We start from the raw sequence: 26,769 nt of genomic DNA on the forward strand, positions 1-26,769 counted from the left end.
GGCATGAGACTATCGTAGTGGTCGCCTTATTTCTTTGTGTTCAGGAACAGCTCCTCGGCGCCGTGGTTGAACTGCAACCGGGCCAGCTTGGCGTACAGCCCGTCCTGCCGGATCAGCGAGGCGTGGGTTCCCTCTTCGACGATGCGGCCATGCTCCATCACGAGGATGCGATCGGCCTTCAGGACGGTTGCAAGCCGGTGGGCGATGACAACAGTCGTGCGTTCATGCAGCAGGCCTTCAAGCGCCTTCTGCACCAGCGTTTCGCTCTCGGCGTCGAGTGCCGAGGTTGCCTCGTCAAGCAGAAGGATCGGCGCGTTGCGCAGGATGGCGCGGGCAATGGCGATACGCTGGCGCTGACCGCCCGACAACGTGATGCCCCGCTCGCCGACAAGCGTGTCGTAGCCCTTTTCCATTCGGCCGATGAATTCGTCGGCCTGGGCGGCGATGGCAGCAGTGCGCACCGCCTCGCGGCTTGCGCCCGGCAGGCCGAAGGCAATGTTGTCGTGAACGGAGGAGGCGAAGATGGTGACATCCTGCGGCACGATTGCCAGGCGGTCGCGCAGGTCCTTCGGGTCGACGGTGCGGATATCGACGCCGTCGACAGTAACGGCGCCCTTTGCCGGATCGTAGAACCGGAGCAGCATCGAAAAGACCGTGCTCTTGCCCGCACCGGACGGGCCGACGATGGCGACGGTTTCGCCGGGCTTGATCGTGAAGCTGAGGCCATTCAGGCTCTTGTAGTCGGGACGGGCGGGATAGGCGAAATAGACTTCGTCGAAGCTGATGGCGCCGAGCGCCGGCGACGGCATGGCGACGGGGTTTTGGGGCGCCTTGATTTCGGGAACTTCGGTCAGGAGTTCATTCAGCCGCTCTGCAGCACCGGCTGCCTGCGAAAGTTCGCCCCAGACCTCCGACAGCGAACCGAGACTGCCGGCGGCGAACACCGAATAGAGCAGGAACTGGCTGAGGGTGCCGGCCGAGAGATTGCCTGCCAACACGTCACGCGCGCCGAACCAGAGCACGGCAACGACGCTGCCGAACACCATGGTGATGGCAAAGGCAGTCAGCACGGAGCGTGCCTTGATGGCCGCGCGCGCGGCGCCAAAAGCATCCTCGACGGCGGTACCGAAGCGGGTGTTGGCGATGTCCTCGCTGTTGAAGGCCTGCACTGTGCGCGAGGCGGCAATCGCCTCGCCGGCATAGGCCGATGCCGTCGCCAGCGTGTCCTGTGCCTCGCGTGACCGGCGGCGAACGGAGCGGCCGAAGCCCACCAGCGGAAACACGATGACCGGGATTGCGGCCAGCACCAGGCTCGAAAGCTTCGGGCTGGTATAGACCATCATGCCGATGGCGCCGAGACACAGGATCAGGTTGCGAAGCGCGACGGACGCCGTCGCGCCGACGGCGGACTTGATCTGCGTGGTGTCGGCCGTCAGCCGCGAGACGATCTCGCCCGACTGGTTGACGTCGAAGAAGGACGCGGAAAGCCGGGTGACGTGCTGGAAGACGTTGCGGCGGAGATCGGCGACGATGCGCTCGCCAAGGGTGATGACGAAGAAATAACGCGCGGCACTGGCCAGAGCGAGGATGATGGCGAGCATCATCAGCATCGCGAAGTAGGTATTGATGAAGCCGCTATCGGAATTGGAGAAGCCGTTGTCAACCATGCGCCTGACGGCGAGCGGCAGCGTCAGGGTCGTCACCGCAGCGATAACCAGCGAAATCCCGGCGCCGATGACCAGATGGCGGTAGCGCGAGAGGTAGGGCAGCAGCGTGGCGAGAGGGCGAATGGACTTGCGCGCTGGCGACTGGTTTTCTCGTTCGGACACATGACCCCCGTTCGCCAACCACGGAGGGGGCAGGTTTGCCCATGAGTCTTCCGCGCGGCACTTGTTATCCCGCAGACCTTGATGTATAGGCACGGCATCGAATTGGGAAGCCGTGGCCCATCAGCCGGTCCGCGGCTTCATTTACGTGTTCGGTCTCGAAGTCGCAATGCCTTGCGACAATTGGACCCTGGAACTCTAGGAAGATCGTTATGAAGGCAGACATCCATCCCGACTATCACCTGATCAAGGTGGTCATGACTGACGGCACCGAATACGAAACCCGCTCGACCTGGGGTTCGGAAGGCGCCACCATGAACCTGGAAATCGACCCGAAGTCGCATCCGGCCTGGACGGGCGGCAACCAGCAGCTCATGGACCGCGGCGGCCGCGTCTCCAAGTTCAAGAAGCGTTTCGAAGGCCTCGGCCTCTAATCGCACGCCCTCTTGGCGCGTTTTCGAAGCCCGGCCCTGCCGGGCTTTTTGTTGTCCGGATTTCCGTTTCCGGCCTGGGAATGGGCCAACGATGGCCGCTCGCATGCAAGCCTGCTTGAGCGGCGCGCATGAAAAAACCCGGCTCAATGGCCGGGTTCGTGTCGGTGGTAGCAAGCTGCCGAATATCTTGCCTGAATCAGTTGGTGCCGAAGGCGGTCTGCAAGAGCTTGATCTGCGCCTTGACGCCGTTCTGGTTGTCGGGAACGAAGGTCGAGGCTTCCTGCGGGCGGTAGATCTCGCGGTCGAGCAGGGCGACGCGGTTCTGCAGGCGCAATGAGCGCTCGATAAGGTCGCGGAAGGCCTCCGGCAGTTCGCTCCAGCCGGGCGCGCTGCGGTCGACGTTGAAGCTGTCGAGGCGGACCTTGCTCTTTTCCGAAAGCACCTGGTCGCGGCTCATCTCGCCGTTGTTGACGGCGCGCTGAAGCAGGAGCCAGGATGCCATCTGCATCAGGCGGGTGGTCAGACGCATGGATTCTGCTGCATAGAGGACCGATGCCATGCGCGGCAGGACCTTGGATGCCAGGCGACCCGGGCCGTCGAGATAGCTCGCGGTTTCTTCGACCAGACCCATGCCTTCCGAATACAGCGCCTTGAACTGCGCCGACGCCGCCGCGTGTCCCGCGAAACTGACGGTATTCAATCCTCTTTCGGACATGACCTGTTTTCCCTGGTTCAAACGCATCACGACAGTCGGGTAACGGGCGGCTTTGGGAATAATTTCCTTGCCGGCCTCTATGCCTGAAGAATGATGCCATAGCGCATTTCGCGCAAGAGCATTCTTAAGAAAGGGTTAATCTCCACAATTCTTTACGGCAACATATGCCAAAACAAAAAAAGAGCCGCGGAAAGCGGCTCTCAAGGTAAAACAGGGAGAAAAATCAGACCCATTCGCCAGTCGGAGAAATTGTCTGAGTCCGGAAAGCTCCGGATGATCAAACAATCGCAGAGAATGCTTAATATGCCATTAAGAAGGCGCCGTTTCGGGTCGATCGTTCCTTGCGCGACCGTCAGCGAAACAGGTTCTCCGCAGCGGATCGGCTCGCGGATTTGCGTTCCCGCTCCGCATCGAGCCGGGCGATTTCCTCTTTCAAGAGCGCAATGCGCTGTGTGAGTTCGTCGACCGACAGCAACGACAGGTCGCTGCCGATCTCATGCGCCAGCTTCTTCTTGGGTTGGTCTTCGTCAAACGCGCCCATTCGACTTATCCTCCTGTTCAGGGTCGGTATCGCCGTCGTTGGCATCATGTGCCTCATCGAACGGTGCGGCGCGCGGCGAGAGCTGCAGGCTCTCTGGCGTCGTCGCCGTTCCGGCATTGATCGGCGAGAAGGCATCGCGCTCGGCGATGGGAACCGGTGCGCGCATGCGGCTGCGGATGATCGCATAGGCGGTGATGAGGATATGGGCGCAGGCGGTGATCATGAACAGGCCATAGGGGCCGGTCGCGGTCATGACCGGACCGCCGATCGTCGGGCCGATGATGGTGCCGATGCCGTAGAGCAGCAGCAACCCGCCGGAAACCTTGACGAAATCCTCGGCCGTCGCGAAGTCGTTGGCATGCGAAACGGCGATCGGATAGAGCGCGTTGGCGGCGGCGCCATAGATCGCAATCAGCGTCAGCACGATCCAGACCTGGCTCGGTTCGACCAGGAAGATCAAGAGCCCGGCAAGCGCGCCGACGCCGGCAAGGGCGGCAAGCACATAACGCCGGTCGATGCGATCGGACAGGCGTCCGGCCGGCAGCTGCATCACCGCGCCGGCAAAGATCGCCACGCTCATCATCGCGGCGACGGTGCTGTCGGAGAGGCCGGCCTGGCGGCCGAAGACGGCGCCGAGCGTGCCGAAGGCGCCATTGGCGATGCCGACGAGCAGGATCCCTAGAAACGAGACGGGCGAATTGCTGTAAAGCCCGCGCAGGTCGAGTTGGACCTGTTTCAGCGGCTGCGGCGAGGCCGCCTTCGACAAGAGGGTCGGCAGCATCGCGACGCAGTAGAGAATGCCGCAGATCATGAAGAAGATGCTGGTGGACGTGTCGCCGAACGGGATCATCATCTGGCCGCCGACGACGCCGAAAAGCGTGATGGCGATATAGAGGGAAAAGATGACGCCGCGGCTCTCATTGGTGGCGCGTTCGTTGAGCCAGCTTTCGATGATCATCGAGGTGCCGGCCGTGGAAAAGCCCGTCAGCGCACGCAAGATCAGCCACCAGGTCGGGTCGATCAGGATGCCGGTCATCAGCGCGACGATGGCGATCAGCGACGTGAAGACGCTGAAGGCGCGCACGTGGCCGATGCGCTTGACGACGTTCGGTGCGAGGAAGCAGCCAAGCACGAAGCCGGCCGCCCAGGACGTGCCGATCAGGCCAAGGATGGTGGTGGGGTAGCCCTCGGCCGTACCTCTGACCGGTAGAAGCAAGCCCTGCAGGCCGTTGCCCAGAAAGAGAAACAGCGTGCCCAGCAGGAGAGAGGCAACGGGGAGCAGGTTCTTTCTCATTATCCATCCGAAAATCGTTCTGCCGTCAGCAAGTTAGGGCGGTGCGCCCTGAATTGCCAGCCGGATTCTGTCCCGCCGGTCATTGCAAATCGGCGGCGGAAACAATAGCCCTCTAATGCATCATCCCAAGAATCGGAATCGAATTTCGGGATCAAAAGCAGTTGCGCGCCGAGGCGGCGTGCGCTGCTACATGCGACGACAAGGTGACGGCGGCGTGACAGTTCCGCCGGGTTGCGGGAACTTCCGCGGGGATAGGCTGGATATGTCGAAGGCGCTGGCGCTCATTCTGCTTCTGGCGATGGCCATCCAGCTGATCTGGCCGATCGGCCTGCCGGGTCTGAGGCAGCGTCGCGATTTCTGGAAGATCGCCGTGTTCGCGATCGTCATGATGATGGTCACGGTCCTTGTTCGACCCTGACGGGTCCAATTCATCGCAGTGCGATGCCACGGTTGTGCCTTTGGAAACTGTGCCGGTCGATCTACTCTGCTATCCCGTTACTCGATCAATAGTAGTAGCTGGAAAAGTGCGCAGGACAGATCATGAAGAACGCGCTAGATTGTCCGCTTCATCAAGGAGATGAATTCGGGGGTTACTTGGAACGCCGCCTTGCTGCCATCCTTGCTGCCGATGTCGTGGGCTACAGCCGCCTCATAGGTGCTGACGAGACCGGTACGCTGGCCGCCATGAAGCGGCACAAGAACGAGTTGGTCGATCCCAAGGTCAGTCGACACAAGGGCCGGATCGTCAAGCTGACCGGCGACGGCATTCTGGTCGAGTTCGCCAGTGTGGTGAACGCGGTCGCCTGCGCCGTCGACATTCAGCGCGGCATGCTCATCCGCAACGAAGACGTGCCGCAGCTGAAGCGCATCGAGCTGCGCATCGGCGTGCATCTGGGTGACGTGATCGTCGAGGACGGCGATATCTTCGGCGATGGCGTCAATGTCGCCGCCCGGCTAGAAGGCCTGGCCGAGCCCTCCGGCATCGCGGTCTCCGCTTCGGTTCGTGATCATGTCGGCTCAAGGCTGGATGTCGGCTTCGTCGACAAGGGGCAGCACGCGCTGAAGAACATCGCGGCGGGCGTGCATGTCTATTCGGTGGCCGTGGGGGCGCCCACAAAGACTGCCAAGGTGTTGAACGGGACCCATACGGTGACGGTGGACGACGGCTACGGCCTGTCCGTTGCGGTGCTGCCCTTCACCAATATGAGCCACGACCCGGAACAGGAGTATTTCTCCGACGGCATCACCGAAGACATCATCACCGATCTGTCGAAGATCTCGCAGCTCCACGTCGTCGCCCGCAACACGGTGTTCACCTACAAGGGGCGGTCGGTCAGGGTCAAAACGGCGGCGCAGGAGCTCGGCGTTCGTTTCATCCTCGAAGGCAGCGTGCGCAAGGCCGGCACGCGCGTCCGCATCACCGGGCAGCTGATCGACGCGCTGACCGGCACGCATCTGTGGGCGGATCGCTACGACCGCGATCTCACCGACATCTTCGCCATTCAGGACGAAATCACCCACGCCATCGTCGATCAGTTGCGCATCAAGCTGTTGCCGGAGGAGAAGAAGGCGATCGAACGGGATCCGACCACGAGCGTCGAAGCCTACACCTACTATCTGCGCGGTCGGCAGTTCTCGCATGCCTGGACCCGCTCCTATCTGCTGCTCGCCCGACGCATGTTCCTGAAGGCCGTCGAACTCGATGCGAACTTTGCCCGTGCCTATGCCGGCATCGCCGATTGCGAGTCGGCGCTGCGTGACTGGCACGAGCACGAGTTCCCACTCGAGAGCATTCTGTGCACGAGCGAGCGGGCGCTGGCGCTCGACCCGAACCTGGCGGAGGCGCACGCTTCCCGAGGGTTGGTCCTGCATCAGGACGGGCAAAGCGAAGAAGCCGCCGCCGAGTTCGAGCGCGCGCTGGCGCTCGAACCCCAGCTCTACGAGGCAAACTTTCACTACGGGCGCTTTCTCTTCATGCGCGGCGAGTTCGAAACGGCGATCCAGTTCTTCAAGCGGGCGGCGGAAATCCGTCCCGACGATTACCTCTCGCCGATCCACCTGATGAGCGCCTACAAGTCGCTCGGCCAGGAAACCGAGCGCGGACACTGGGCGAAGATCGGCATCTCCCGGGCGGAGCGGGCGCTGGAGCTGCACCCGGAAAATTCCGGTCCGGCCCACCGCGGTGCCCTGGCGCTTGCCCACATGGGCGAGGCGGACCGCGCGCGCGAATGGGCGGCGTGCGCCATCGCCATCGATCCGGACGATGTCGTCGCGCGCTACAATACGGCCTGCGTCTATTCGATCCTCGGCGATGTCGACACGGCGCTCGACATGCTCGAGAGCCTGTTGCCCCAGAGTTCCTGCTACCAGCTGCTGTGGTTCAAGCAGGATTCCGATCTGGATGCCGTTCGCCACCATGTGCGCTTCCAGGCCATGGTGGCGGCGATCGCCCAATGCGAGGCAACGCAGCATTGATCATCCGAGGTCAATGGGCGCGGTAGGATGCGGCTGGCTGCCGCGGCTTGCCGCGCGTGAACCACCAGATGCCGGCACCCGTGGTGCACAGGAGGCCCGTTGACAACAGGACGACGGCGACGAATGCTTTTTCGAAGGCCGATCTGGCGAGTGTCACCAGGCTTTCGGCCGCATCGGGCGACAGCGTTGCCGCCAGGATCAGCGCCTCGTCCAGGCTGTCGCGTGCGACCGGCGATATGCCCGCCCCTTCCGGCAGCATGACGAAGGCGGTGTAGACCGCCGACATGACGCTGCCGAGCACCGCGATGCCGATCGCGCCGCCCAACTCGAACGAAACCTCCTCGACGGAAGCGGCCATGCCGGCGCGTTCCGGCGGGGCGTTGGACATGATGGCGCTGGAGGCTGCTGTCATCGAAGCGCCAATGCCGAGGCCGAGCACGACCAGGCTGACGATCTGACCGAGCACGCCGGCTTCGTGCACGGCAAGAAACGCGCCGAGGCCGGCAGCCGCAGTGATAAGGCCGGTGCGCAGCACCATCTCGGCGCCGAGACGCGGCAGCACCATGCCCGTGAGCGGCCCGGCGACAAAGGCGGCAAGCGGGATCGGCAGGATGAAAATGCCGGCCTCAAGCGGTGAATAGCCGGCGACAAGCTGCAGCCGCTGGCTGAGCACGAGCTCGACGCCGACGAGCGCTGCCGATGCCACCAGGGCTGCGGCGACGCCTGAGGAAAAGGCGGCGTTGCGGAACAGGCCGAAGTCGATCATCGGATATGGGCTGCGCCTCTGCCGGCGCACGAAGAGAACGAGCGCTACGGCGCCGATCACGGCGGCGATGAGGCCGGCTTCAGCCGACGGTTCGCGCTTGCTCATCTCCTTGATGGCATAGGCAAGCCCGACCAGGCCGATCATGATCTGGAAGGAGCCGAGCGGATCCCACGGGTGCTCCTTGTTGCCCTTGCTGTCGGGCAGCACGACCACGCCGAGCAGCAATGCCACGGCAACGATCGGCACGTTGATGAGAAAGACCGAGCCCCACCAGAAGTATTCGAGCAGGAAACCGCCAAGCACCGGGCCGATCGCCGCACCGCCGGAGGCGATGGCGGCCCAGACGCCGATCGCCAGCGCCCGCTCGCGCTCGTCGGTGAAGGTCAGCCGGATGATCGAGAGCGTCGCCGGCATCATCAAGGCGGCGCCGACCGCGAGAAGCACGCGGCCGGCAATCAGGATCGACGGGTTCGGCGCATAGGCAGCCAGTAGCGAGGCGAGGCCGAACACCGCGAGACCGGCAATGAACGGCCGCTTGTGGCCGAGCCTGTCGCCAAGCGTGCCGAGCCCAGGAAGCAGGCCGGCAACGACCAGCGCATAGGCATTGACGATCCAGAGCTTTTCCGACGCGGAGGAGCCGAGATCGTGGGTCAGCCGGGGAAGGGCCGTGTAAAGCACGGTCATATCGACGACGATCAGGAGCAGCGCGCTCGACACGATGGCAAGAATGAGCCAGCGGTTATGCGGGGACATGGTACACCTCTGTGGCCGACCCGCTGCCTGCGGGACCTATGGCCTTGTTAACGTCAGAGCGGTTATATAAATACATACGTATGGAATTGAAAGAGGGAATCGGAAATGGGACGACGCCGGACGATCGATCGCGACAAGGTGCTGGATGCGGCGGAGGCGACTGTGAGCGCCGTCGGTGCCGCCGGCCTGACGATCGACGCGGTGGCCAAGGCGGCGGGCATCACCAAGGGTGGCGTGCAATACTGCTTCGGCAACAAGGATGGCCTGATCGACGCGATGATGGAGCGCTGGTTCAACCAGTTCGACAGCGCGGTGGCGACGAAAGTGGGCGATGCTTCGGACGCGTCGACGGCGATGCGCGCGCACGCGGAAGTGACGGAGCACATGAATACGGCGGAGAATGCTCGAACGTCGGGGATGATGGCAGCACTGCTGCAGCGTGAAGAGCATATGGAGAAGAATCGGATTTGGTACCGTGGACGGCTCGACAGTCTCGATCTGTCGACCGAGGAGGGGCGCCGCGCGCGTCTCGCCTTTCTGGCAACCGAAGGCGCATTCCTCTTGCGCAGTTTTGGCTTCATCGAAATGGACGACGCGGAATGGCGCGATATCTTCGGCGATATCGTTGCCCTGGTGCCGAAGGAAAGCGCCTGACTGCCACGGGGCAACAGATATGACGATGGCGTCTGGGCCTTTGCCAAACAGGGATCGCCGGGGCAGCGCGTCTATCGCTGCCCACCTTTCAGCGACACTCACCTGCGCCGCCTGATCTTTCGTGATCAGTTGCGCCGAAGCCGCGAGATGGCGGGCGCTTACGCAACGTTGAAGCGACGCCTTGCGGCGGCATTTGCCTTCGATGGCGACGGCTACACCGAAGCCAAGACGCAATTCATCGATGAGGTCGTTAAGCGCGCCGGCCGGGAGTGACCGAGGCGCTCTCATGAATGCCTGTCCTGTCAGGTTTAAAGCGCGATGGAACCGCGCATCGCAGTCACACAGGCGCCGGCAACACTGGTTCGGCGCACGGTGCCGCCTTGCTTGCTGACGCTGACCTCAATGATGCTTCGGCGACCCATCTCGACGCCTTGCTCGATCGTCAGATCGACGTCGATAGTCTCCTCGGGGACAAGCGAGACGAGATAGGCGCCAAGGGCGGCCGAGGCGCTTCCGGTCGCCGGGTCTTCGATGACATTGTCGAGCGGTGCAAACATACGGGCGCGCAGCTGCCATGGCCGTTCGGCCGAACGGGCGTAGAGAAACAGGCTGAAGCTGTCCTCATCCGGCTTGTAGCGCCCATTGGCCGCCTCGAAGGCGGTGACGTTGGGACGTGCCGCCGACAGCGCGGCGACATCCTTCAGCTCCGCAACGGCGAAGGGCAGCCCGACGGAAACGCGCACCGGCGCGTGGCTGCGTGTGCAGACGGCATCGGGCGGGAGCATGGCGCAGGCGGCGATCGTCTCGACATCGATGCTCGGTCCGATGCTCAAGGCGCGCGGCACGGCGATACGCGCACCCGTCACAGCGCCGCCCGTCCGCGACAAGACGACTTCGACCAGGCCGGCCAGTTCTTCAAACCGTAGGTGATCGCCGGTGGCCCGGCCGAAAAGCTCTGCCTGCTGGCCGATGACGAAGGCAGTGCCAACATTCGGATGTCCGGCGAAGGGGATCTCGATCGTCGGGGTGAAGATGCGCACGCGGGCCGTATTGGCAGGATCTTCCGGCGGCAACACGAAGGTGACTTCGGAATAGCCGAACTCGGTAGCGATCGCCTGCATCTGCGCATCGCTTAAACCCCGAGCATCAGGAATGACGGCGAGCTGGTTGCCGGCGAAACGATCCTCGGTGAAAACGTCGACGGTCACATAGTCGACGGAACGCAGGGGGGCAAAAGAAGTCATAAACGCTCGCTTCCGCTGGGTGCGGCGGCGATCCGCGCCGCCTGATGGCCTGGAGCGAAAGGTTTAAGGCAGGCATCGGGGTGGGCAAAGTCGCCAACTTGTCTTGGTGACAAGTTCGGCATCTTCCGGTTCGCGGCGGGCGACAGATTTTGCTTGCCGCAAGGAAAAGGGGCCGACAATCGGCCCCTCATCCTGTCCTCTACTGGGCGCAAAGCCAACTTAGGCGGCTTTCTCCAGGTCCTTCTTCCAGCTGCCCTTGGCAGCCAGGCTGCACATTTCGGCGCGGTGCGAGAAGGCCCGCTGGCCGGCGGCGACGTTCTCGGCCTTGCCGTTCCAGGCGGAAAGTGCTTCCTGCTGCAGGGCGCGGCCATAGGAGAAGGTAAGCTTCCAGGGCAGATCGTGGGCCGCATTCATGGCCGAGAGATGGGCCGTTGCCTCCTCCGTCGTCTGGCCGCCGGACAGGAAGGCGATGCCGGGAACGGCTGATGGCACGGTGTGTCGCAGCACCTTGATCGTGCGCTCGGCCACTTCGGCAACGGACGCCTTGCGCGCCTTCTTGCCGTCGATCACCATGCTCGGCTTCAGGATCATGCCTTCGAGCTTCACGCGCATCTCGGCGAGGGCCTCGAAAGTGATACGCAACGTCCATTCGGTGACGTCCTGCGACCGATCGATCGAGTGATCGCCGGGTGCGCCGTCCATCAGCACCTCCGGCTCGACAATCGGAACGATGCCGGCTTCCTGGCAGAGGGCGGCATAGCGCGCGAGCGCATGGGCGTTCGCCTTGACGGCGCCCGGGCTCGGCAATGTGTCCGAAATGGCAATCACCCCGCGCCATTTGGCAAAGCGTGCACCTGCTTCGTAATATTTCGTCAGCCGCTGGGCGAGCCCGTCGAGACCTTCGGTGATCGTTTCCGCTGGAAAATTGGTCATCGGCTTGGCGCCGGCATCGACCTTGATGCCGGGGATCGAGCCGACGGCGCGGATGACGTCCACCAGCGGCGTGCCGTCGGCAGCCTTCTGGAACAGGGTCTCCTCGTAAAGAATGACGCCGGAAATGTACTTGCGCATCGCCTCGTCGGTCCGAAGCAGCATCTCGCGATAGTCGCGCCGCGATGTCTCCGTCGATTCCAGGCCGATGCCGTCGAAGCGCTTCTTGATCGTCGCCGTGGACTCGTCGGCGGCAAGCAGTCCCCGGCCGTTTGCGACCATGGCAACCGCGATGTCTTCCAGTCTTTCGCTCATGTTTTTCTCCCTAGATCACGATGATTTGGGCCGGGCCGGCCCACATCATAAACGTGATCGTTCCCAATAAGTAGAGCGGGATGCGGGCGGAAAACCGCACACACTTTTCCTCATCCCGCTCAGTGCCGATCAACAGGGACCAGGCGACCACTGAAACAGTTTCGGGACCGACGGTACGCAAGCGACCGCCACGCCCCCAAACGAGGCGCGAGTAACAGGAGAAATTGTCCGGGAAAAAGGCAGGAAAAGCGGCTGAAACGATTTAAATTATTTTAATCGTTTGAATTGTCTTGGTTTTTTCTGTGTCTCAGGCGCGCGGGTTACCCGCGCGCCTGAGTGTTGGCTTAGTTCTGCTGCTTGAGGATGTCGACGCCCGGCAGTGGCTTGCCTTCCATCCATTCGAGGAACGCGCCGCCGGCGGTCGAAACATAGCTGAAATCGTCGGTGACTTCGGCGTGGTTGAGGGCGGCAACCGTATCGCCGCCGCCGGCGACCGACACGAGCGAACCCTGGCGCGTGCGCGCAGCCGCATGCTTGGCAACGGCGACCGTCGCCTTGTCGAAGGGCGCGATTTCGAAGGCGCCGAGCGGACCGTTCCAGACCAGCGTCTCCGCCTTGGAGATCCAGTCGTTGACCGCAGCAATCGACTTCGGGCCGACGTCGAGCATCATCGCGTCGGCCGGGATGGCGTCGACGTCGACCACTTCATTGTCGGCACCGGCCTTGAACTCGCGGGCGACGACGCCGTCTTCCGGCAAAACGATGGCGCAACCGGCTTCAGCTGCAGCGGCGATGATCGCCTTGGCGGTATCGGCAAGGTCGTGTTCGCAAAGCGACTTGCCGACATTGATGCCCTTTGCGGCGATGAAGGTGTTGGCCATGCCGCCGCCGATGACGAGTGCGTCGACCTTCTTCACGAGGTTCTGCAGCAGGTCGATCTTGGTGGAGACCTTGGCGCCGCCGACGATGGCAACGACCGGGCGCTTCGGCTGGCCGAGACCCTTTTCAAGCGCTTCGAGCTCGGCCTGCATGGTGCGGCCGGCATAGGCGGGCAGGTGGTGGGCGAGGCCCTCGGTCGACGCGTGGGCGCGGTGGGCGGCGGAAAAGGCATCGTTGACATAGATGTCACCGTTGGCGGCAAGTGCCTTGACGAAGTCGGGCTCGTTCTTCTCTTCACCCTTGTCGAAACGGGTGTTTTCGAGCAGCAACACGTCGCCGTCGTTCATTTCGGCAATGGCGTTGGCGGCCTTGTCGCCGATGCAGTCGGCGGCAAAGTGAACGCGCTGGTCGAGGATGTCTTCCACCGCCGGCGCGATCGTCTTCAGCGACATGTCGGCGACCGGCTCACCCTTCGGGCGGCCGAAATGCGCCAGCAGAATGACCTTGGCGCCCTTTTCCGACAGCTCGCGGATGGTCGGCGCGACCCGTTCGATGCGGGTTGCGTCGGTGACCACGCCGTCCTTGACCGGCACGTTGAGGTCGACACGCACAAGCACGCGCTTGCCGGCAATGTCGGTCAGGTCGTCGAGGGTCTTGAAAGTCATCAGATAGTCTCCGGTGATAGTCTCAGGAAAAGGGTGGGGTAGTCGATGACGAGGCCGTCCGCGTCCACGGGCAGGTCGGCGGCAAAGCTCCGGTCCTCGGCCTCGTAGCGATAGAGCCTGCCATCATCGACGCAGGTATAGTGCTGGCCGTCGACCACTGGTTCGAAGGTGTCGAACGGCACATAGAGCATTTTCAACCGCGCCTTGCCTGCCTTGCGATCAAGGCCGAGGCGGCGGATCGGCAGGGTGTTGGTGAAGGGCGTGCCGGCAAGGTCGATGTCGATACAGCCGTCGAATTCGGGCAGCGCCCTGCCTGCGGCCGTCGCCCAATGGCCCGGAGCATCTGAGCGCAGATGAAGGCTCCGGCCTTCGGTTGTATCGATCATCAGCTTTCGAACCAGCCATCCGGCATCGCAATCGATCCGGTAGCGCACACCGTAGGGCGTGCCGCCGCGGTTGCCGATCAGAACGCTTACGGCGCGGATGACCGCGCCGTCGGCAGTGTTCGTCGATGTCAGCGTCAGATGTTCGAGCCCTTCCCCCTCCAGCGGACGCCAGCGGACCGTCGTTTGGGAAAGGGCGCGAAACATCCGAGTTAGATGAGCTTGCTGAGCGCAACCGCAGTGTCGGACATGCGGTTGGAGAAGCCCCACTCGTTGTCGTACCAGGTCAGGATCGACACGAACTTGCCTTCCATCACCTTGGTCTGGTCCATGTGGAAGACCGAGGAATGCGGGTCGTGGTTGAAGTCGATCGAGACGTTCGGAGCGAGCGTGTAGCCGAGGATGCCCTTGAGCGGTCCGTCCGCGGCTGCCTTGATCGCAGCGTTGATCTCTTCCTTGGTGGTGTCGCGCTTGGCGACGAACTTGAGGTCGACGACCGAGACGTTCGGGGTCGGGACGCGCATGGCGAAGCCGTCGAGCTTGCCCTTCAGTTCCGGCAGAACGAGGCCAACGGCCTTGGCAGCACCGGTCGAGGTCGGGATCATCGACAGGGCTGCAGCGCGGGCGCGGTACAGATCCTTGTGCATCTGGTCGAGCGACGGCTGGTCGTTGGTGTAGGAATGGATCGTCGTCATCATTCCGTGGTCGATGCCGATGACGTCGTTCAGGACCTTGGCGACCGGTGCAAGGCAGTTCGTCGTGCACGAGGCGTTGGAGATGACGAGGTGATCCTTCGTCAGCTTGTCATGGTTGACGCCGTAGACGACGGTCAGGTCGGCGCCGTCGGCCGGAGCCGAGACGATGACGCGCTTGGCGCCGGCTTCCAGGTGGGCGGCAGCCTTGTCGCGGGCGGTGAAGATGCCGGTGCATTCCATCGCGACGTCGACGCCGAGTTCCTTGTGCGGCAGTTCGGCCGGGTTGCGGATCGCGGTGACCTTGATCGGCTTGCCGCCGTTGATGACGATCGCATCGCCCTCGACCTTCACGTCAGCCGGAAAACGGCCGTGGATCGAATCGAAACGCAGCAGGTGCGCGTTGGTCTCGACCGGGCCGAGGTCGTTGATGGCAACGACTTCGATATCCTTGCGGCCGGATTCAACGATGGCGCGCAGCACGTTGCGGCCGATGCGGCCAAAACCGTTAATGGCGACTTTTACTGTCATATCGGGTCTCTCCCTGTCTGAATGGCATGGTCGGAAAAAAGCGGGGCGCGCTCGAAAACGCGCCCCGCGGCGTGATCAGGAAAGCTTGGCTTCCGCAGCGGCGACGACCGCCTCGGGCGTGATGCCGAAGCGCTTGTAGAGTTCCTTGTAGGGACCGGAGGCACCGAAGGACGACATGCCGATGAAGGCGCCGTCGCTGCCGATGAAATGGTCCCAGCCCTGGCGAATGCCGGCTTCGACGGCGATCTTGACCGGCGAGTTGCCGATGATCGCCTGCTGGTAGTCTTCGCTCTGTTCGGCAAAGAGTTCGAAGCAGGGAACCGAGACCACGCGGGTCGAGATGCCCTTGGCCGTTAGTGCCTGGCAGGCCTTGACGGCGATTTCGACTTCGGAGCCGGTGGCGAAGATCGTCACCTTGGCGTCGCTTGCCGAGATCAGGTCGTAGGCGCCGCGAGCGCAGAGGTTCTCTTCCTCATACTCGGTGCGCACCGCCATCAGGTTCTGGCGGGTGAGCGCGATGCCGGACGGGCGGTTGTGGCTTTCAAGTGCCAGCTGCCAGCACTCGGCCGTCTCCGTGGCGTCCGCCGGGCGGAACATCAGGAGGTTCGGGATCGCGCGGAGCGCCGCCATGTGTTCGACCGGCTGGTGCGTCGGGCCGTCTTCGCCAAGGCCGATGGAATCATGCGTCAGCACGTGGATGACGCGGATGCCCATCAGGGCCGCCAGGCGGATCGACGGACGGCAATAGTCCGAGAAGATCAGGAAGCCGCCGGAGTAGGGGATGACGCCGCCATGCAGCGCCATGCCGTTCATGGCAGCCGCCATGCCGTGTTCGCGCACACCCCAGTGGATGTAGCGGCCGGAGAAATCGTCCGGGGTGATCGACCTGGTCTGGCTGGTCTTGGTGTTGTTGGAACCGGTCAGGTCGGCCGAGCCGCCGATCGTTTCGGCCAGAACGCCGTTGACGACTTCGAGCGCGTCTTCGGAGGCCTTGCGGGTTGCCGGCGACGGCTTGGTTTCGGCAAGCTTGCGCTTGTAGTCGTCGATGGCCGAGGCCAGGCGGCCTTCGAGCTCGCCGGAGAAGCGGCGAACGAACTGTGCCTTCTTCTCGGCGTCGCTCTTGTCGAGGCGCTCTTCCCAATCCTTGCGGGTCTTGGTCGAACGCAGGCCGGCGAGGCGCCAGGCGTCGAGCACGTCGGAAGGAACGACGAAAGCTTCGGATTCCCAGCCGAGTGCCTCGCGCGTGGCGGCGATTTCCTCGGCGCCGAGCGGCGAACCGTGAACCTTGTGGGTGCCGGCCTTGTTCGGTGCGCCGAAACCGATCGTCGTCTTAGCCGCGATCATGGTCGGCTTGTCGGACTTCTGCGCCTGTTCGATCGCAGCGGCAATCGCTTCCGGATCATGGCCGTCGACGGCGATGGTGTTCCAGTTGCTGGCGCGGAAGCGGGCGTGCTGGTCGGTCGAGTCGGCGATCGAGATCGGGCCGTCGATCGAAATGTTGTTGTCGTCCCAGAAGACGATCAGTTTGTTGAGCTTGAGGTGGCCGGCAAGCGAGATCGCTTCCTGGCTGATGCCTTCCATCAGGCAGCCGTCGCCGGCGAGCACATAGGTGTAGTGCTCCATCAGGTCCGTGCCGAACTCGTCGCGCAGCTTGCGCTCGGCGATCGCCATGCCGACGGCGTTGGCAATGCCCTGGCCGAGCGGACCGGTGGTCGTCTCGATGCCGGCGGCATGGCCATATTCCGGGTGGCCGGCGGTGCGGGCGCCGAGCTGGCGGAAATTCTTGATCTCTTCGATGGAGATGTCTTCGTAACCCGTCAAATAGAGCAGCGAATAAAGCAGCATGGAGCCGTGACCGGCCGACAGCACGAAGCGGTCGCGGTTTGGCCAGGAGGGGTTCTTGGGGTCGAAGCTGAGGAAGCGCGTGAAGAGGACTGTCGCTATGTCAGCCGCACCCATGGGCAGGCCGGGGTGACCTGAATTTGCCTTCTCGACGGCGTCCATGGAGAGGAAACGGATCGCATTCGCCATCCGGTCGTGTTTTTCGCGAGAGATCATGACTGTTCCGTTTTGAGTTCGGTGGTCAGGGGACGGTCTCTATCCTCCAAAGACCGTGCAAGAAGCGGCAGACACATAGCATCTGCGCCGCGCGAGTCAACAAATACGGGCCTTCCGCGGCCATTGGCAGCATGGTTTTCAAGGGGTGATCTCGCGTTGCAGCAGAGTTTTTGCGCTGCGGCCGGATGAGCCGGCTATACAAACCATCCACAGCTTCCGTAATCCTTTGCTGTAGTTGGCATTGTTGAGATTTGCGTAATAGGTTTAAAAAGGAGTGAGCCGAAGCGGCGGACAGGATTCTGGCGATTCGGCCTCACGGGCGAGGTATCGAAAAACATGCCGGCAAAGACGGTCAAAGCGGCGATCGACGAACTGAAGAACGCGGTTCAGTCCCTGGAAAACGCGATCGACAGCCGTTTTGACAGGGAACGCGATCTCGGCGAGTTCGAGGGCGAGGTCCGACGGGTCAATACGGATCGGTCGCGGCTGGCACAGGAACTCGACCAATCCCAATTCCGGGCAAACCGACTTGAAGAGGTCAACCGCGAGGTTTCCCGACGCCTCGTGACGGCGATGGAAACCATTCGAGCGGTGCTCGACCGCTGAGGTTTAAGCGACATGGCGCAGGTGACAGTATCGATCGACGGCAAGGCCTATCGCATGGCCTGCGAAGAAGGACAGGAAGATCATCTGATCGAACTGGCCACGAACTTCGATCAGTATGTCGGTCACTTGAAGACCCAGTTCGGCGAGATCGGCGATCTGCGTCTGACTGTCATGGCCGGCATCATGGTCATGGACGAGCTCAGCGAAGTGAACCGCAGGCTGAAGGCGCTCGAAGCGGAAGTGGATAATCTCAAGCAGGCGCGCGACAGCGCGCTCTCCGACCAGGCAAGAAGCGAGGAGCTCCTGGCTTCTGCGCTGACGGAAGTCACCTCACAGATCCACACTATTGCTGCCAAGCTCAACGGCCGGACGACATCTTCGACAAACTGAGCTCTTTCGTCGGGCCGCCACTGGCGCGACGCACGGATAGGCTCTATATGTTGGCTGCGGTCTGCGCTTCCCGACAGGATCCACAATCCCCGGGGCCTTACTCGATCTCAAGGGAGCTGTCCCTGTCTGGGCTCGTGGGTCCGGACACATGGCGCCCACCTACTTTGTAGGCACCCGGGATCGTAAAATATCCATCGGTTGTGTGGATCGCACTTGTCCCCTTCAAAAACGATCTCAGCCAGCAGCAAAAGCGCTGCGGATGGCGTCGGCCATCGCATCGACGGTCTGCGATCGATTGCCCGGCCGGGTGCGCAGCACGACATTCGAGAAATCGATGACGCTAAAACCGTCTTCTTCGGTCAGTTCGCGGCAGCCGGCCGGGATGGCGCTGCGCGACAGCGGCACAATAGCAAGTCCCGAGACCACGGCCGCGATCAGGCCGCTGCTGGTGCGGCTGGCATAGGCGATGCGGCTATCGAGCCCACGCTTCCTCAGGCTCTTCATCGCAAGGTCATCGCACCACCCGCCTGCCAGATAGGTGTAGGTGGCGATCGGCAGGGGCCGGCGTTCATGGGCGGCGTGCTGGTCCGAGGTTACCCAGACGGTGGGATCGACCATGAGAACTTCGTTCCGCGTCGGTCCGCCCGGTTCGAAAACCACGGCGATGTCGATTTCACCGGCGGCAAGGGCGTTGACGTTCGACATCGACACGCCCTGCTGCACCGTCACCTCCACGCCCGGATGAACGGCGGCGAAGGCGCCCAGAGCTTTCGGTAGTGTGGAGTTGATGTATTCCTCCGAAATCCCGATCCTGACCGTCCCATCGAGCGCCGGCAGGCGCATCGATACCGCTGTATCGTCCAGCAGAGCCACGATCCGCCGGGCGTTGTCGACGAGGCGCAGGCCCTGCGCCGTCGGCACCACCCCGCGCGAATGACGCTCGAACAGCGCGTCGCCCAGCATGTCCTCGAGCTTCTTGAGCTGCATGCTGACGGCAGACTGCGTGCGCCCGATGCTATCGGCGGCGCGCGTCAGGTTGCCGGCGTCGGCAACGGCGAGAAAAGTCCTTAGAAGATCACTGTCGAGTGGAGTGGACATTGTCTCTGCCATCAGAGTTTCTGATGGTAGCCATGCTCGCAATTCGTTTGTCGGATGTCAATGAGGCGAGGACAATCGGTCCGTCCTATCGATCAAGGCTGTCCCGATGAGCGTTCTTGCTCTTGTCTTCTTCTCAGATCTCCAGACCACTCTCCGTGCCCGGCTCGGATCAAAAGCCCGGCGGATGTTGCAAGCCGCTTCCGCGGAGCCGCCGCCTGCGATCCCGCATGATAGACCGCATCTGCTGCATGATGCCGGGCTCGGTGACCTGCGGCTTGATGATTGCTGGCGGGAGGGGACAGGCCGGGATCCGGTCTATCGTTCGCTCTGGATGTTATGAAATGATGTCGAGCCGGGCGGCGCGGAAAATCGCTTCCGCAAGGTTGCCTGCCTGCAGCTTGCGCATGGCGTCCTGAAGCGCTCTGTCGATACGATCGAGCGGGATGTCGGTCTCGCGCATCATGTCCTGGCGCGTGCGGCCACGGGCGGCCAGCGTCAGGCAACGCAATTCCAACGGATCGAGTTCGTTCATCTGGTCCTTCATGGACGTCGGCTTTTCCACTGCTGCCTGCAGGAGCGCGTCCATACATCGAACGCGGGCATTAGTTCCTGCTAATTGTTTGAAATCATGTCTGTATTTGCACGCGGCTCCACTCATGCGAAAGCGGAACCGTGGCCCATGATGAACGGAACGCTAACTCTGTGCCGTTGCGGGAAAGAGGCGTCCGACTGTCGCAAACTGTTGCAAAACCGGCGGTGACGTGGTTCGAGCTAAAGACCGCCACGCGCTATGCCACAGGCGTCGAGGCGGGAAATCGACCGGAAAACTGCGTTCTGTTTCATTTCGGGAAAAGAATGTGACGCCGGTCGAAATGTTTGCGTGTAGTCTGTCGGAGGGGAATGATGTCACCAAGGGATCTGAAAGCCGCCTTGCGCAAGGACAGTCTGGCGCTTCGCGACGCGATGGCGCCGGAGATCCGTATCGAAGCGAGCCTGACCATGGCCGATCACGCCGGCGATGTCATTGCGCTTGATCCCGGACACATCGTCGCCGGCTTCTGGCCGATCCGTTCCGAGGTGGACATCCGGCCGCTGATGGCGCGCCTTCGGGATCGCGGCGCGAGGCTCTGCCTGCCTGTGATCATGGACAAGAAGACGATCGTGTTTCGCGAATTGCTCAACGGCGCTTCCGTCATCGAGACCGGCTTCGGCACCACGGGGCCCGGCCCGGACGCGCCGGAACTCGACCCGGACATCATGCTCGTGCCGCTGTCGGCCTTCGATGCGACCGGCCATCGCATCGGCTACGGCGCCGGTTATTACGACCGCGCCATCGACAGACTGCGCAACAAAGGCCACCTGCCGAAGCTGATCGGGATTGCATTCGACTGCCAGGAAGTGGCATCAGTGCCTGCTGAACCGCACGACGTCGCGCTGGACGCCGTCCTCACGGAGAGCGGGTTTCGACATTTCTAGAGCGTTTCAGGCAAACACGGATGCGTGGAAACGCTCTATCTCTTTGTTTTACGCAGTTCCGGACGCAAAACCGCTACGCACTTTTGCTCGAACTGCTCTGGTGGGATTGAACGGGCATGAGGCTTTTGTTTCTGGGAGATATGGTGGGCAAGACGGGCCGCACGGCGGTCTGGGAGCGTCTTCCGGGACTGGTCGGTGACCTCAAGCTGGATTTCGTCATCGTCAACGGTGAGAACGCCGCCGGCGGCTTCGGCATCACCGAGGATATCTTTCTCGAGACGATCAATGCCGGTGCCGATGTCGTCACCACCGGCAACCACGTCTGGGACCAGAAGGAGGCGGTCGTCTTCTGCGAGCGGCACGATCAGTTCCTGAGGCCGGCCAATTATCCCGCGGGCACGCCCGGGCGCGGATCCAACCTGTTCTTTGCCCGCAACGGCGCGCGTGTGCTCGTCGCCAATGTCATGGGCCGCGTCTTCATGCACCCTGAGCTCGACGATCCCTTCAAATCGGCCGAGGCGATCCTCGATGCCTGCCCGCTTGGCGAGCAGGCGGACGCCATCGTCTTCGACTTTCATGCCGAGGCGACGAGCGAGAAGCAGTGCTTCGGTCATTTCGTCGACGGACGGGCGAGCCTCGTCGTCGGCACGCACACCCATGTGCCGACGGCCGACCATCAGATCCTCAATGGCGGCACCGCCTATATGAGCGACGCCGGCATGTGCGGCGACTATGATTCGTCGCTCGGCATGGACAAGGAAGAGCCGCTCAACCGCTTCATTTCGAAGATGCCGAAGGGGCGCTTCGAGGCGGCATCCGGGCCGGCGACCATCTGCGGCCTCGGCGTCGAGATTTCCGACCGCACCGGCCTTGCCGAAAAGATCGCGCCGCTGCGCCTCGGCCCGCGACTGACAGAAACGATCCCGGATTTCTGGGCCTGAGCCATCCTCGCATTGACGATTTTCGGCCGCCGGATCGTCTCGCCCGCGCCTGACCAAGGCGCGGGTTTGTTTGCGTATCACCTTCCCGGAATTGATCTTTTTCAAGGTGACAACCCGGCGAAATGATGGCAGGGTAACGCCACGTCAGCGCCGTTTCGGACGCGGCCGACGTCAGCAAGTCTTCCATATTGAATACCATCCGCAGCACAGGATTGCGGGTTCGAAATGTCGCCGCAGGTATTCGGACGACCAATGTCCCATGCCGGGCGTTCTCGATTTTACTGCATAATTCCTTGGATCGGCGTCGATTTACGGAGGAAATTATGCAGCGAGTTTCAAGCGTGACAGCGTCCTTTACGCGTCATATTTGACGCGCGGCGCTGTCGGTGCATTCGGAGAGCGTGCATGTTTTCAAAGTGGCATTTGCCGATGATTTTCGGCGCTTCGATTTCCCTTCTCTCGGTGACGAACGTGGTCGCGCAGGATGCGCAGCTTCCCACCGTCACCGCGGCCAAGCCGGTCGTTCGCGATGTGATCGACAGCGACGAGTTCATCGGCCGTTTCGAAGCGGTCGATGAGGTTTCCGTCCGCGCCCGCGTCGGCGGCTATCTCGACGAGGTTAATTTCACCGATGGTGCACTGGTGACGAAGGGCGACAAACTCTTCGTCATCGATCAGCGCCCCTATCGCACCGCGCTGTCGCAGGCCGAGGCGACGCTCGAGTCGGCGCGTTCGTCTCTCGCCTTTGCCGAAACGCAGTTCAAGCGGACGGAATCCCTGACCGGGACCGGCACGCTCTCGGTCTCGACGCTTGACGATCACCGCCGTGAACTGCTTTCGGCACAGGCCAGCGTGCGCGGAGCGGAAGCCGCGGTTGAACGCGCCAAGCTCGATCTCGACTATACGACGATCAGCGCGCCGCTGACTGGCCGTGTCGACCGCCGGCTGATCTCGACGGGCAACCTCGTTCAGGCCGACCAGACCGTGCTGACGACGATCGTTTCGCTAGATCCGATCGACTTCTACTTCGACGTGGATGAACGTCGTCTGCTTTCCTATGCGCGTGTTGCCCGCGAACGCGGCAGCGCCCTGCAGGAGGGCGGCGGCTCGCTCGAGGTCATGGTCACGATCGCCGATGCCAACGAGGCGCCGTTCAAGGGCAAGCTCGATTTCGCCGAGAACCGGCTGGACCAGGCAAGCGGCACGATGCGGGTGCGCGCCCGCTTCGACAATCCCAACTACGTGCTGCAGCCGGGCCTCTTCGGCCGTGCGGAACTGGAGGGCTCGAACACCTACAAGGCCGTGCTCGTTCCGGATGAAGCAATCGGCGCCGACCAGAACGAACGCATCGTCTACGAGGTGCGCGAAGACGGCACCGTCGCGACCAAGCCGGTGCGGCTGGGTCCCAAGCTGCACGGCTACCGCGTCATTCGCAGCGGCATGACCGGCGACGAAACCATCGTGGTCAACGGCCTGATGCGGGCACGCCCGGGCACCAAGGTGAAGCCTGAGATCGTTGAGCTGCCTCCCGAAGCTCAGGCGACGGAGAGCGCGCAATGAGGTTTGCCCATTTCTTCGTAGACCGCCCGATCTTCGCATCGGTGCTTTCGATCGTCTTGCTGATCGTCGGCAGCATTGCCTATTTCCAGCTGCCTGTGGCGCAGTATCCGGAAATCGCACCTCCGACGATCGTCGTTCGCACGGCCTATCCGGGTGCGGACGCCGAAACCATCGCCAATACGGTGGCAACGCCGCTGGAGCAGGAAATCAACGGCGTCGAGAACATGCTTTACATGTCCTCCTATTCGACCGCCGACGGTTCGATGGCGCTGACGATCACCTTCAAGCTCGGAACGGACCTGGATCAGGCCCAGGTTCTGGTGCAGAACCGCGTGTCCATCGCCGAACCGCGCCTGCCCGAAGATGTCCGGCGCATCGGCATCACCACGGCGAAAAGTTCGCCCGACCTGATGATGGTCGTGCATCTGCTGTCGCCGAACGAACGTTATGACCAGCTTTACGTCTCGAACTATGCCCGCACCCGCATCCGCGATCTGCTGGTCCGCCTCGACGGCGTCGGCGACGTCATCCTGTTCGGCGAGCGGGAATATGCGCTGCGCGTCTGGCTCGATCCGGAAAAACTCTCGGCCTACGCGATGACGGCCGGCGACGTCGTGCAGGCGCTGCGCGAGCAGAACGTGCAGGTCTCGGGCGGTTCGATCGGCGCACCGCCGACACCGGGCGACAGCGCATTCCAGTACACGGTCACGACCGACGGTCGCTTCAGCGACGCCCGGCAGTTCCGCTACGTCATCGTCAAGGCGACCGAGAGCGGACGTCTGGTGCAGCTGCAGGACGTGGCGCGCATCGAGCTTGGTGCCCGCGAATATGTCAACAACAGCTATCTGGACGGCAGTCCGGCAGTGGCGCTCGGCATCTTCTCGCGGCCGGGCACCAATGCGCTCGACGCGGCCGACGCCATCCAGAAGGTGATGACGGACGTTTCGAAGGACTTTCCAGACGGCCTCGAATATCGGATCGTCTACAATCCGACCGAGTTCATCTCCGAATCGATCAACGAGGTCTACAAGACGATCGGCGAAGCCGCTATTCTGGTGGCGCTCGTGGTTCTGGTCTTCCTGCAATCCTGGCGCACGGCGATCATCCCGATCGTGGCGATCCCGGTGTCGCTGGTCGGCACCTTCGCGTTGCTCTACGCCTTCGGCTTCTCGCTCAACATGCTGACATTGTTCGGTCTGGTGCTGGCAATCGGCATCGTTGTCGACGATGCCATCGTCGTGGTCGAGAACGTCGAGCGAAACCTGGCGCGCGGCATGACCCCGCGCGAGGCGTCGCACGTGACCATGGACGAAGTGGGGGCAGCGGTCATCGCGATCTCGCTGGTGCTGACCGCCGTCTTCATCCCGACGGCCTTCATCCCCGGTATTGCCGGCCAGTTCTATCTGCAGTTCGCCGTGACGATTTCGGTGGCGACGGTGATCTCCGCCTTCAATTCGCTGACGCTGTCGCCGGCGCTCGCGGCGATCTTGCTGAAACCGCATGAGAACGGCCATCACGAAAGCCGTAACCCGCTCACCCGGTTTGGCCGGTCGCTGGCTGATGGCTTCAACAACGGTTTCGACCGCATGGCCGAAGGCTACGCCTGGATCGTGCGTAAGCTGGTTTCGACAAGAACGGCGCTCGCTGCGGCGCTCATCGTCTTCGTCGGCCTGCTTGGCGCCACCTGGTACATGGCGCAGATCGTCCCGAGCGGCTTTGTGCCGACCATGGACCAGGGTTACGCCATCGTCGTCATTCAGCTTCCGGATGGGGCTTCGCTCGACCGTACCGATGCAGTGGTCAAGCGCGCGTCGAAGATCATCCAGGAGGTGCCCGGCGTGAAGAGCGCCGTCGCCTTTGCCGGCTTCAACGGTGCGACCTTTACCAACGCCTCCAACTCGGGCGTCATCTTTGCCTCCTTCGAGAGTTTCGAAGAGCGCTTGAAACACGGCCAGGGCGCCAACCAGATCATCGGTCAGCTCTATGGCAGCCTGCAGAGCATCCAGGAGGCCTTCATCATCGCCGTGCCGCCGCCGTCGGTGCGCGGCATCGGCAACTCCGGCGGCTTCAAGATGCAGATCATGGATCGACAGAGCGCCGACATGCGCCGCGTGCTGGGGCTTGCCTACCAGATGATGGGCGCTGCCAACCAGACCGAGGGGCTGACCGGGGTCTTCACGACGTTCTCGGCGTCGAGCCCGCAATACTTCCTGGCGATCGACCGCGACAAGGCCAGGACGTTGAACGTGCCGATCCCGAATATCTTCGAGGCGCTGTCGATCAACCTCGGCACCTCCTATGTCAACGACTTCAACGCCTTCGGCCGCGTCTATCAGGTGCGGGCGCAGGCGGACCAGCAATACCGTCTGGAGCGGGACGATATCCTGGCGTTGAAAGTCCGTTCGGCCACTGGCGCCCTGGTGCCGATGGGCACGCTGGTGGAGATCCGCGACACGGCGGGTCCTGCCCTCGTGCAGCGCTACAACATGTACGTATCGGTGCCGATACAGGGCAATCCTGCGCCCGGCATTTCGACCGGCACGGCTCTCGACAAGATGGAGGCGCTCGCCGCCCAGCTATTGCCGCAGGGAACGACCTTCGAGTGGACGGAACTCGCCTTCCAGGAACGCCAGACCGGCAACACCGCGGTTTTCATCTTCGCGCTGTCGGTCGTCTTCGTGTTCCTGGCGCTTGCGGCCCAGTATGAAAGCTGGGTACTGCCGCTGGCGATCATCCTGATCGTGCCGCTCGGCGTGCTTGCAGCGCTGGTCGGCGTGTTCGCCCGTGGTCTCGACAACAACGTGCTGACCCAGATCGGGCTCATCGTGCTGATCGGCCTTGCAGCCAAGAACGCGATTCTGATCGTCGAGTTTGCACGGCAAGGCGAGGACGAGGGCAAGACGCCGGTCGAGGCGGCAGTGGAGGCGAGCCAGCTGCGCCTGCGGCCGATCCTGATGACGGCCTTCGCCTTCATTCTCGGCGTCGTGCCGTTGATGATCGCCACGGGACCGGGTGCCGAAATGCGCCAGTCGCTTGGAACGGCGGTGTTCTCCGGCATGCTGGGCGTGACCTTCCTCGGCCTGTTCCTGACGCCGGTCTTCTACGTCGCGCTGCGTTCGCTGCGCCGGCGCAAGCCGGCTTCGGCGGCCGAACCGATGGCGACGCCGGCCGAGTAACACGAGCGCAACGCTGCTTGTGATCCAGCGCCCCGGCGGAAACGCCGGGGCGCTGCGTTGTGAGCGGGGCGACCGATACTGTTCGCAATGCCAGCACAATGACGCAAACGTGAGCGCTGGCCGCACCTTTGTCGCTGGACGTGACGGCGGGCTTGAACAATCCTCCCTTCGCCCGTGACGGCGGCGTTTCTCGACCTACAGCGCCGTGCGTCAAATATGACGCGCAAAGGACGCTGTAACGCTCTTAATTTGCTGCATAATTTTCTCCTTAAATCGATTCCGATTTAAGGAATTATGCAGTAGACGCGTTCGCTGCCGATACTGTCGAACGGCCCGCACGACCTGTACCCATGCCGAAATCTGCTTG

Annotated in this window: 24 protein-coding genes and 1 other RNA gene; 12 read left to right on the forward strand and 13 right to left on the reverse strand. The window is 62.6% G+C overall.

What is annotated here, in order from left to right; all coding sequences use genetic code 11:
• Positions 1-26: 26 nt before the first annotated feature.
• Positions 27-1,829, reverse strand: a complete 1,803-nt coding sequence (locus BC360_RS05185; protein ID WP_083222457.1) for an ABC transporter ATP-binding protein/permease — start codon at positions 1,827-1,829, stop codon at positions 27-29.
• A gap of 209 nt (positions 1,830-2,038) precedes the next feature.
• Between BC360_RS05185 and rpmE the strand changes: the two genes are divergently transcribed.
• Positions 2,039-2,260 (forward strand): 50S ribosomal protein L31, encoded by a 222-nt coding sequence (gene rpmE, locus BC360_RS05190; RefSeq protein WP_053249635.1) that lies wholly within the window; start codon positions 2,039-2,041, stop codon positions 2,258-2,260.
• Between the two features lie 196 nt (positions 2,261-2,456).
• On the opposite strand, the gene BC360_RS05195 is transcribed toward rpmE, so the two are convergent.
• The 3 genes from BC360_RS05195 to BC360_RS05205 all read right to left on the reverse strand — a co-directional run bounded on the left by BC360_RS05195 (position 2,457) and on the right by BC360_RS05205 (position 4,810).
• Positions 2,457-2,975: a DUF1465 family protein gene (locus BC360_RS05195; RefSeq protein ID WP_025424772.1), complete on the reverse strand. Its 519-nt coding sequence runs from the start codon at positions 2,973-2,975 to the stop codon at positions 2,457-2,459.
• Between the two features lie 352 nt (positions 2,976-3,327).
• Positions 3,328-3,516 (reverse strand): DUF1192 domain-containing protein, encoded by a 189-nt coding sequence (locus tag BC360_RS05200; RefSeq protein ID WP_065794515.1) that lies wholly within the window; start codon positions 3,514-3,516, stop codon positions 3,328-3,330.
• Complete coding sequence (locus BC360_RS05205) at positions 3,503-4,810, reverse strand: MFS transporter (protein ID WP_065794516.1); 1,308 nt, start codon at positions 4,808-4,810, stop codon at positions 3,503-3,505. The genes BC360_RS05200 and BC360_RS05205 overlap by 14 nt, the downstream gene beginning before the upstream one ends.
• Before the next feature lie 262 nt (positions 4,811-5,072).
• On the opposite strand from BC360_RS05205, the gene BC360_RS31320 reads away from it, so the two are divergent.
• Complete coding sequence (locus tag BC360_RS31320; protein WP_139109922.1) at positions 5,073-5,228, forward strand: hypothetical protein; 156 nt, start codon at positions 5,073-5,075, stop codon at positions 5,226-5,228.
• A gap of 122 nt (positions 5,229-5,350) precedes the next feature.
• Complete coding sequence (locus BC360_RS05210; protein WP_139109923.1) at positions 5,351-7,285, forward strand: tetratricopeptide repeat protein; 1,935 nt, start codon at positions 5,351-5,353, stop codon at positions 7,283-7,285.
• Positions 7,286-7,295: 10 nt separating this feature from the next.
• Here the strand turns inward: BC360_RS05210 and BC360_RS05215 are convergent, their stop codons facing one another.
• The gene (locus BC360_RS05215; RefSeq protein WP_065794518.1) at positions 7,296-8,804 is read right to left on the reverse strand and encodes an MFS transporter; all 1,509 of its coding nucleotides are present in this window, start codon (positions 8,802-8,804) and stop codon (positions 7,296-7,298) included.
• Between the two features lie 105 nt (positions 8,805-8,909).
• Between BC360_RS05215 and BC360_RS05220 the strand changes: the two genes are divergently transcribed.
• Positions 8,910-9,458, forward strand: coding sequence for a TetR/AcrR family transcriptional regulator (locus BC360_RS05220; protein WP_065794519.1), 549 nt, complete (start codon positions 8,910-8,912; stop codon positions 9,456-9,458).
• Positions 9,459-9,731 carry a GrpB family protein gene (locus BC360_RS30560; RefSeq protein ID WP_083222450.1) on the forward strand — a complete coding sequence of 91 codons (273 nt, stop codon included), beginning with the start codon at positions 9,459-9,461 and terminating at the stop codon, positions 9,729-9,731.
• Positions 9,732-9,766: 35 nt separating this feature from the next.
• Here BC360_RS30560 and BC360_RS05225 read toward each other — a convergent pair whose 3' ends face one another.
• The 6 genes from BC360_RS05225 to tkt form a co-directional block, all read right to left on the reverse strand.
• Positions 9,767-10,702: a PhzF family phenazine biosynthesis protein gene (locus BC360_RS05225; protein ID WP_413813724.1), complete on the reverse strand. Its 936-nt coding sequence runs from the start codon at positions 10,700-10,702 to the stop codon at positions 9,767-9,769.
• A gap of 219 nt (positions 10,703-10,921) precedes the next feature.
• Complete coding sequence (locus BC360_RS05230) at positions 10,922-11,947, reverse strand: class I fructose-bisphosphate aldolase (protein WP_065794520.1); 1,026 nt, start codon at positions 11,945-11,947, stop codon at positions 10,922-10,924.
• A gap of 344 nt (positions 11,948-12,291) precedes the next feature.
• Positions 12,292-13,491, reverse strand: coding sequence for a phosphoglycerate kinase (locus BC360_RS05235; protein WP_065794521.1), 1,200 nt, complete (start codon positions 13,489-13,491; stop codon positions 12,292-12,294).
• Entirely contained in the window at positions 13,491-14,081 is a 591-nt protein-coding gene (locus BC360_RS05240; RefSeq protein WP_065794522.1) for a putative glycolipid-binding domain-containing protein, read from the reverse strand. The genes BC360_RS05235 and BC360_RS05240 overlap by 1 nt, the downstream gene beginning before the upstream one ends.
• A gap of 5 nt (positions 14,082-14,086) precedes the next feature.
• On the reverse strand, positions 14,087-15,097 hold the full coding sequence (gap, locus tag BC360_RS05245) for a type I glyceraldehyde-3-phosphate dehydrogenase (RefSeq protein WP_065794523.1): 1,011 nt from the start codon (positions 15,095-15,097) through the stop codon (positions 14,087-14,089).
• 75 nt (positions 15,098-15,172) lie between these two features.
• Positions 15,173-17,155, reverse strand: coding sequence for a transketolase (gene tkt, locus BC360_RS05250; RefSeq protein ID WP_065794524.1), 1,983 nt, complete (start codon positions 17,153-17,155; stop codon positions 15,173-15,175).
• Between the two features lie 336 nt (positions 17,156-17,491).
• On the opposite strand from tkt, the gene BC360_RS05255 reads away from it, so the two are divergent.
• From BC360_RS05255 to ssrS, 3 genes are all read left to right on the forward strand, one after another.
• Positions 17,492-17,761 carry a DUF4164 domain-containing protein gene (locus BC360_RS05255; protein ID WP_053249644.1) on the forward strand — a complete coding sequence of 90 codons (270 nt, stop codon included), beginning with the start codon at positions 17,492-17,494 and terminating at the stop codon, positions 17,759-17,761.
• Positions 17,762-17,773: 12 nt separating this feature from the next.
• Positions 17,774-18,151 carry a cell division protein ZapA gene (locus BC360_RS05260; protein WP_065794525.1) on the forward strand — a complete coding sequence of 126 codons (378 nt, stop codon included), beginning with the start codon at positions 17,774-17,776 and terminating at the stop codon, positions 18,149-18,151.
• A gap of 55 nt (positions 18,152-18,206) precedes the next feature.
• Positions 18,207-18,364: non-coding RNA, 6S RNA (gene ssrS, locus BC360_RS05265), on the forward strand.
• Between the two features lie 21 nt (positions 18,365-18,385).
• Here ssrS and BC360_RS05270 read toward each other — a convergent pair.
• Together BC360_RS05270 and BC360_RS05275 are read right to left on the reverse strand one after the other, a co-directional pair.
• The gene (locus BC360_RS05270; RefSeq protein ID WP_065794526.1) at positions 18,386-19,261 is read right to left on the reverse strand and encodes a LysR family transcriptional regulator; all 876 of its coding nucleotides are present in this window, start codon (positions 19,259-19,261) and stop codon (positions 18,386-18,388) included.
• 322 nt (positions 19,262-19,583) lie between these two features.
• Complete coding sequence (locus BC360_RS05275; RefSeq protein WP_025424753.1) at positions 19,584-19,793, reverse strand: hypothetical protein; 210 nt, start codon at positions 19,791-19,793, stop codon at positions 19,584-19,586.
• 359 nt (positions 19,794-20,152) lie between these two features.
• Between BC360_RS05275 and BC360_RS05280 the strand changes: the two genes are divergently transcribed.
• From BC360_RS05280 to BC360_RS05295, 4 genes are all read left to right on the forward strand, one after another.
• Positions 20,153-20,725, forward strand: coding sequence for a 5-formyltetrahydrofolate cyclo-ligase (locus tag BC360_RS05280; RefSeq protein WP_065780923.1), 573 nt, complete (start codon positions 20,153-20,155; stop codon positions 20,723-20,725).
• A gap of 116 nt (positions 20,726-20,841) precedes the next feature.
• A complete protein-coding gene (locus tag BC360_RS05285; RefSeq protein WP_053249648.1) occupies positions 20,842-21,666 on the forward strand; it encodes a YmdB family metallophosphoesterase in 825 nt (274 codons plus the stop codon).
• Positions 21,667-22,071: 405 nt separating this feature from the next.
• Positions 22,072-23,226, forward strand: a complete 1,155-nt coding sequence (locus BC360_RS05290) for an efflux RND transporter periplasmic adaptor subunit (RefSeq protein WP_065780922.1) — start codon at positions 22,072-22,074, stop codon at positions 23,224-23,226.
• Positions 23,223-26,402 carry an efflux RND transporter permease subunit gene (locus BC360_RS05295; RefSeq protein ID WP_065780921.1) on the forward strand — a complete coding sequence of 1,060 codons (3,180 nt, stop codon included), beginning with the start codon at positions 23,223-23,225 and terminating at the stop codon, positions 26,400-26,402. The genes BC360_RS05290 and BC360_RS05295 overlap by 4 nt, the downstream gene beginning before the upstream one ends.
• The last annotated feature ends 367 nt before the right edge of the window (positions 26,403-26,769 follow it).

The sequence above is a fragment of the Ensifer sp. LC163 genome (assembly GCF_001695855.1).
Taxonomy (GTDB): Bacteria; Pseudomonadota; Alphaproteobacteria; order Rhizobiales; family Rhizobiaceae; genus Ensifer.

Excerpts from the sequence above, each read along its gene's own strand:
- rpmE (WP_053249635.1), top strand. The coding sequence starts at position 2,039 with ATGAAGGCAGACATCCATCCCGACTATCACCTGATCAAGGTGGTCATG.
- BC360_RS05195 (WP_025424772.1), bottom strand. The coding sequence starts at position 2,975 with ATGTCCGAAAGAGGATTGAATACCGTCAGTTTCGCGGGACACGCGGCG.
- BC360_RS05200 (WP_065794515.1), bottom strand. The coding sequence starts at position 3,516 with ATGGGCGCGTTTGACGAAGACCAACCCAAGAAGAAGCTGGCGCATGAG.
- BC360_RS05205 (WP_065794516.1), bottom strand. The coding sequence starts at position 4,810 with ATGAGAAAGAACCTGCTCCCCGTTGCCTCTCTCCTGCTGGGCACGCTG.
- BC360_RS31320 (WP_139109922.1), top strand. The coding sequence starts at position 5,073 with ATGTCGAAGGCGCTGGCGCTCATTCTGCTTCTGGCGATGGCCATCCAG.
- BC360_RS05210 (WP_139109923.1), top strand. The coding sequence starts at position 5,351 with ATGAAGAACGCGCTAGATTGTCCGCTTCATCAAGGAGATGAATTCGGG.
- BC360_RS05215 (WP_065794518.1), bottom strand. The coding sequence starts at position 8,804 with ATGTCCCCGCATAACCGCTGGCTCATTCTTGCCATCGTGTCGAGCGCG.
- BC360_RS05220 (WP_065794519.1), top strand. The coding sequence starts at position 8,910 with ATGGGACGACGCCGGACGATCGATCGCGACAAGGTGCTGGATGCGGCG.
- BC360_RS05225 (WP_413813724.1), bottom strand. The coding sequence starts at position 10,702 with ATGACTTCTTTTGCCCCCCTGCGTTCCGTCGACTATGTGACCGTCGAC.
- BC360_RS05230 (WP_065794520.1), bottom strand. The coding sequence starts at position 11,947 with ATGAGCGAAAGACTGGAAGACATCGCGGTTGCCATGGTCGCAAACGGC.
- BC360_RS05235 (WP_065794521.1), bottom strand. The coding sequence starts at position 13,491 with ATGACTTTCAAGACCCTCGACGACCTGACCGACATTGCCGGCAAGCGC.
- BC360_RS05240 (WP_065794522.1), bottom strand. The coding sequence starts at position 14,081 with ATGTTTCGCGCCCTTTCCCAAACGACGGTCCGCTGGCGTCCGCTGGAG.
- gap (WP_065794523.1), bottom strand. The coding sequence starts at position 15,097 with ATGACAGTAAAAGTCGCCATTAACGGTTTTGGCCGCATCGGCCGCAAC.
- tkt (WP_065794524.1), bottom strand. The coding sequence starts at position 17,155 with ATGATCTCTCGCGAAAAACACGACCGGATGGCGAATGCGATCCGTTTC.
- BC360_RS05255 (WP_053249644.1), top strand. The coding sequence starts at position 17,492 with ATGCCGGCAAAGACGGTCAAAGCGGCGATCGACGAACTGAAGAACGCG.
- BC360_RS05260 (WP_065794525.1), top strand. The coding sequence starts at position 17,774 with ATGGCGCAGGTGACAGTATCGATCGACGGCAAGGCCTATCGCATGGCC.
- BC360_RS05270 (WP_065794526.1), bottom strand. The coding sequence starts at position 19,261 with ATGGCAGAGACAATGTCCACTCCACTCGACAGTGATCTTCTAAGGACT.
- BC360_RS05275 (WP_025424753.1), bottom strand. The coding sequence starts at position 19,793 with ATGAAGGACCAGATGAACGAACTCGATCCGTTGGAATTGCGTTGCCTG.
- BC360_RS05280 (WP_065780923.1), top strand. The coding sequence starts at position 20,153 with ATGTCACCAAGGGATCTGAAAGCCGCCTTGCGCAAGGACAGTCTGGCG.
- BC360_RS05285 (WP_053249648.1), top strand. The coding sequence starts at position 20,842 with ATGAGGCTTTTGTTTCTGGGAGATATGGTGGGCAAGACGGGCCGCACG.
- BC360_RS05290 (WP_065780922.1), top strand. The coding sequence starts at position 22,072 with ATGTTTTCAAAGTGGCATTTGCCGATGATTTTCGGCGCTTCGATTTCC.
- BC360_RS05295 (WP_065780921.1), top strand. The coding sequence starts at position 23,223 with ATGAGGTTTGCCCATTTCTTCGTAGACCGCCCGATCTTCGCATCGGTG.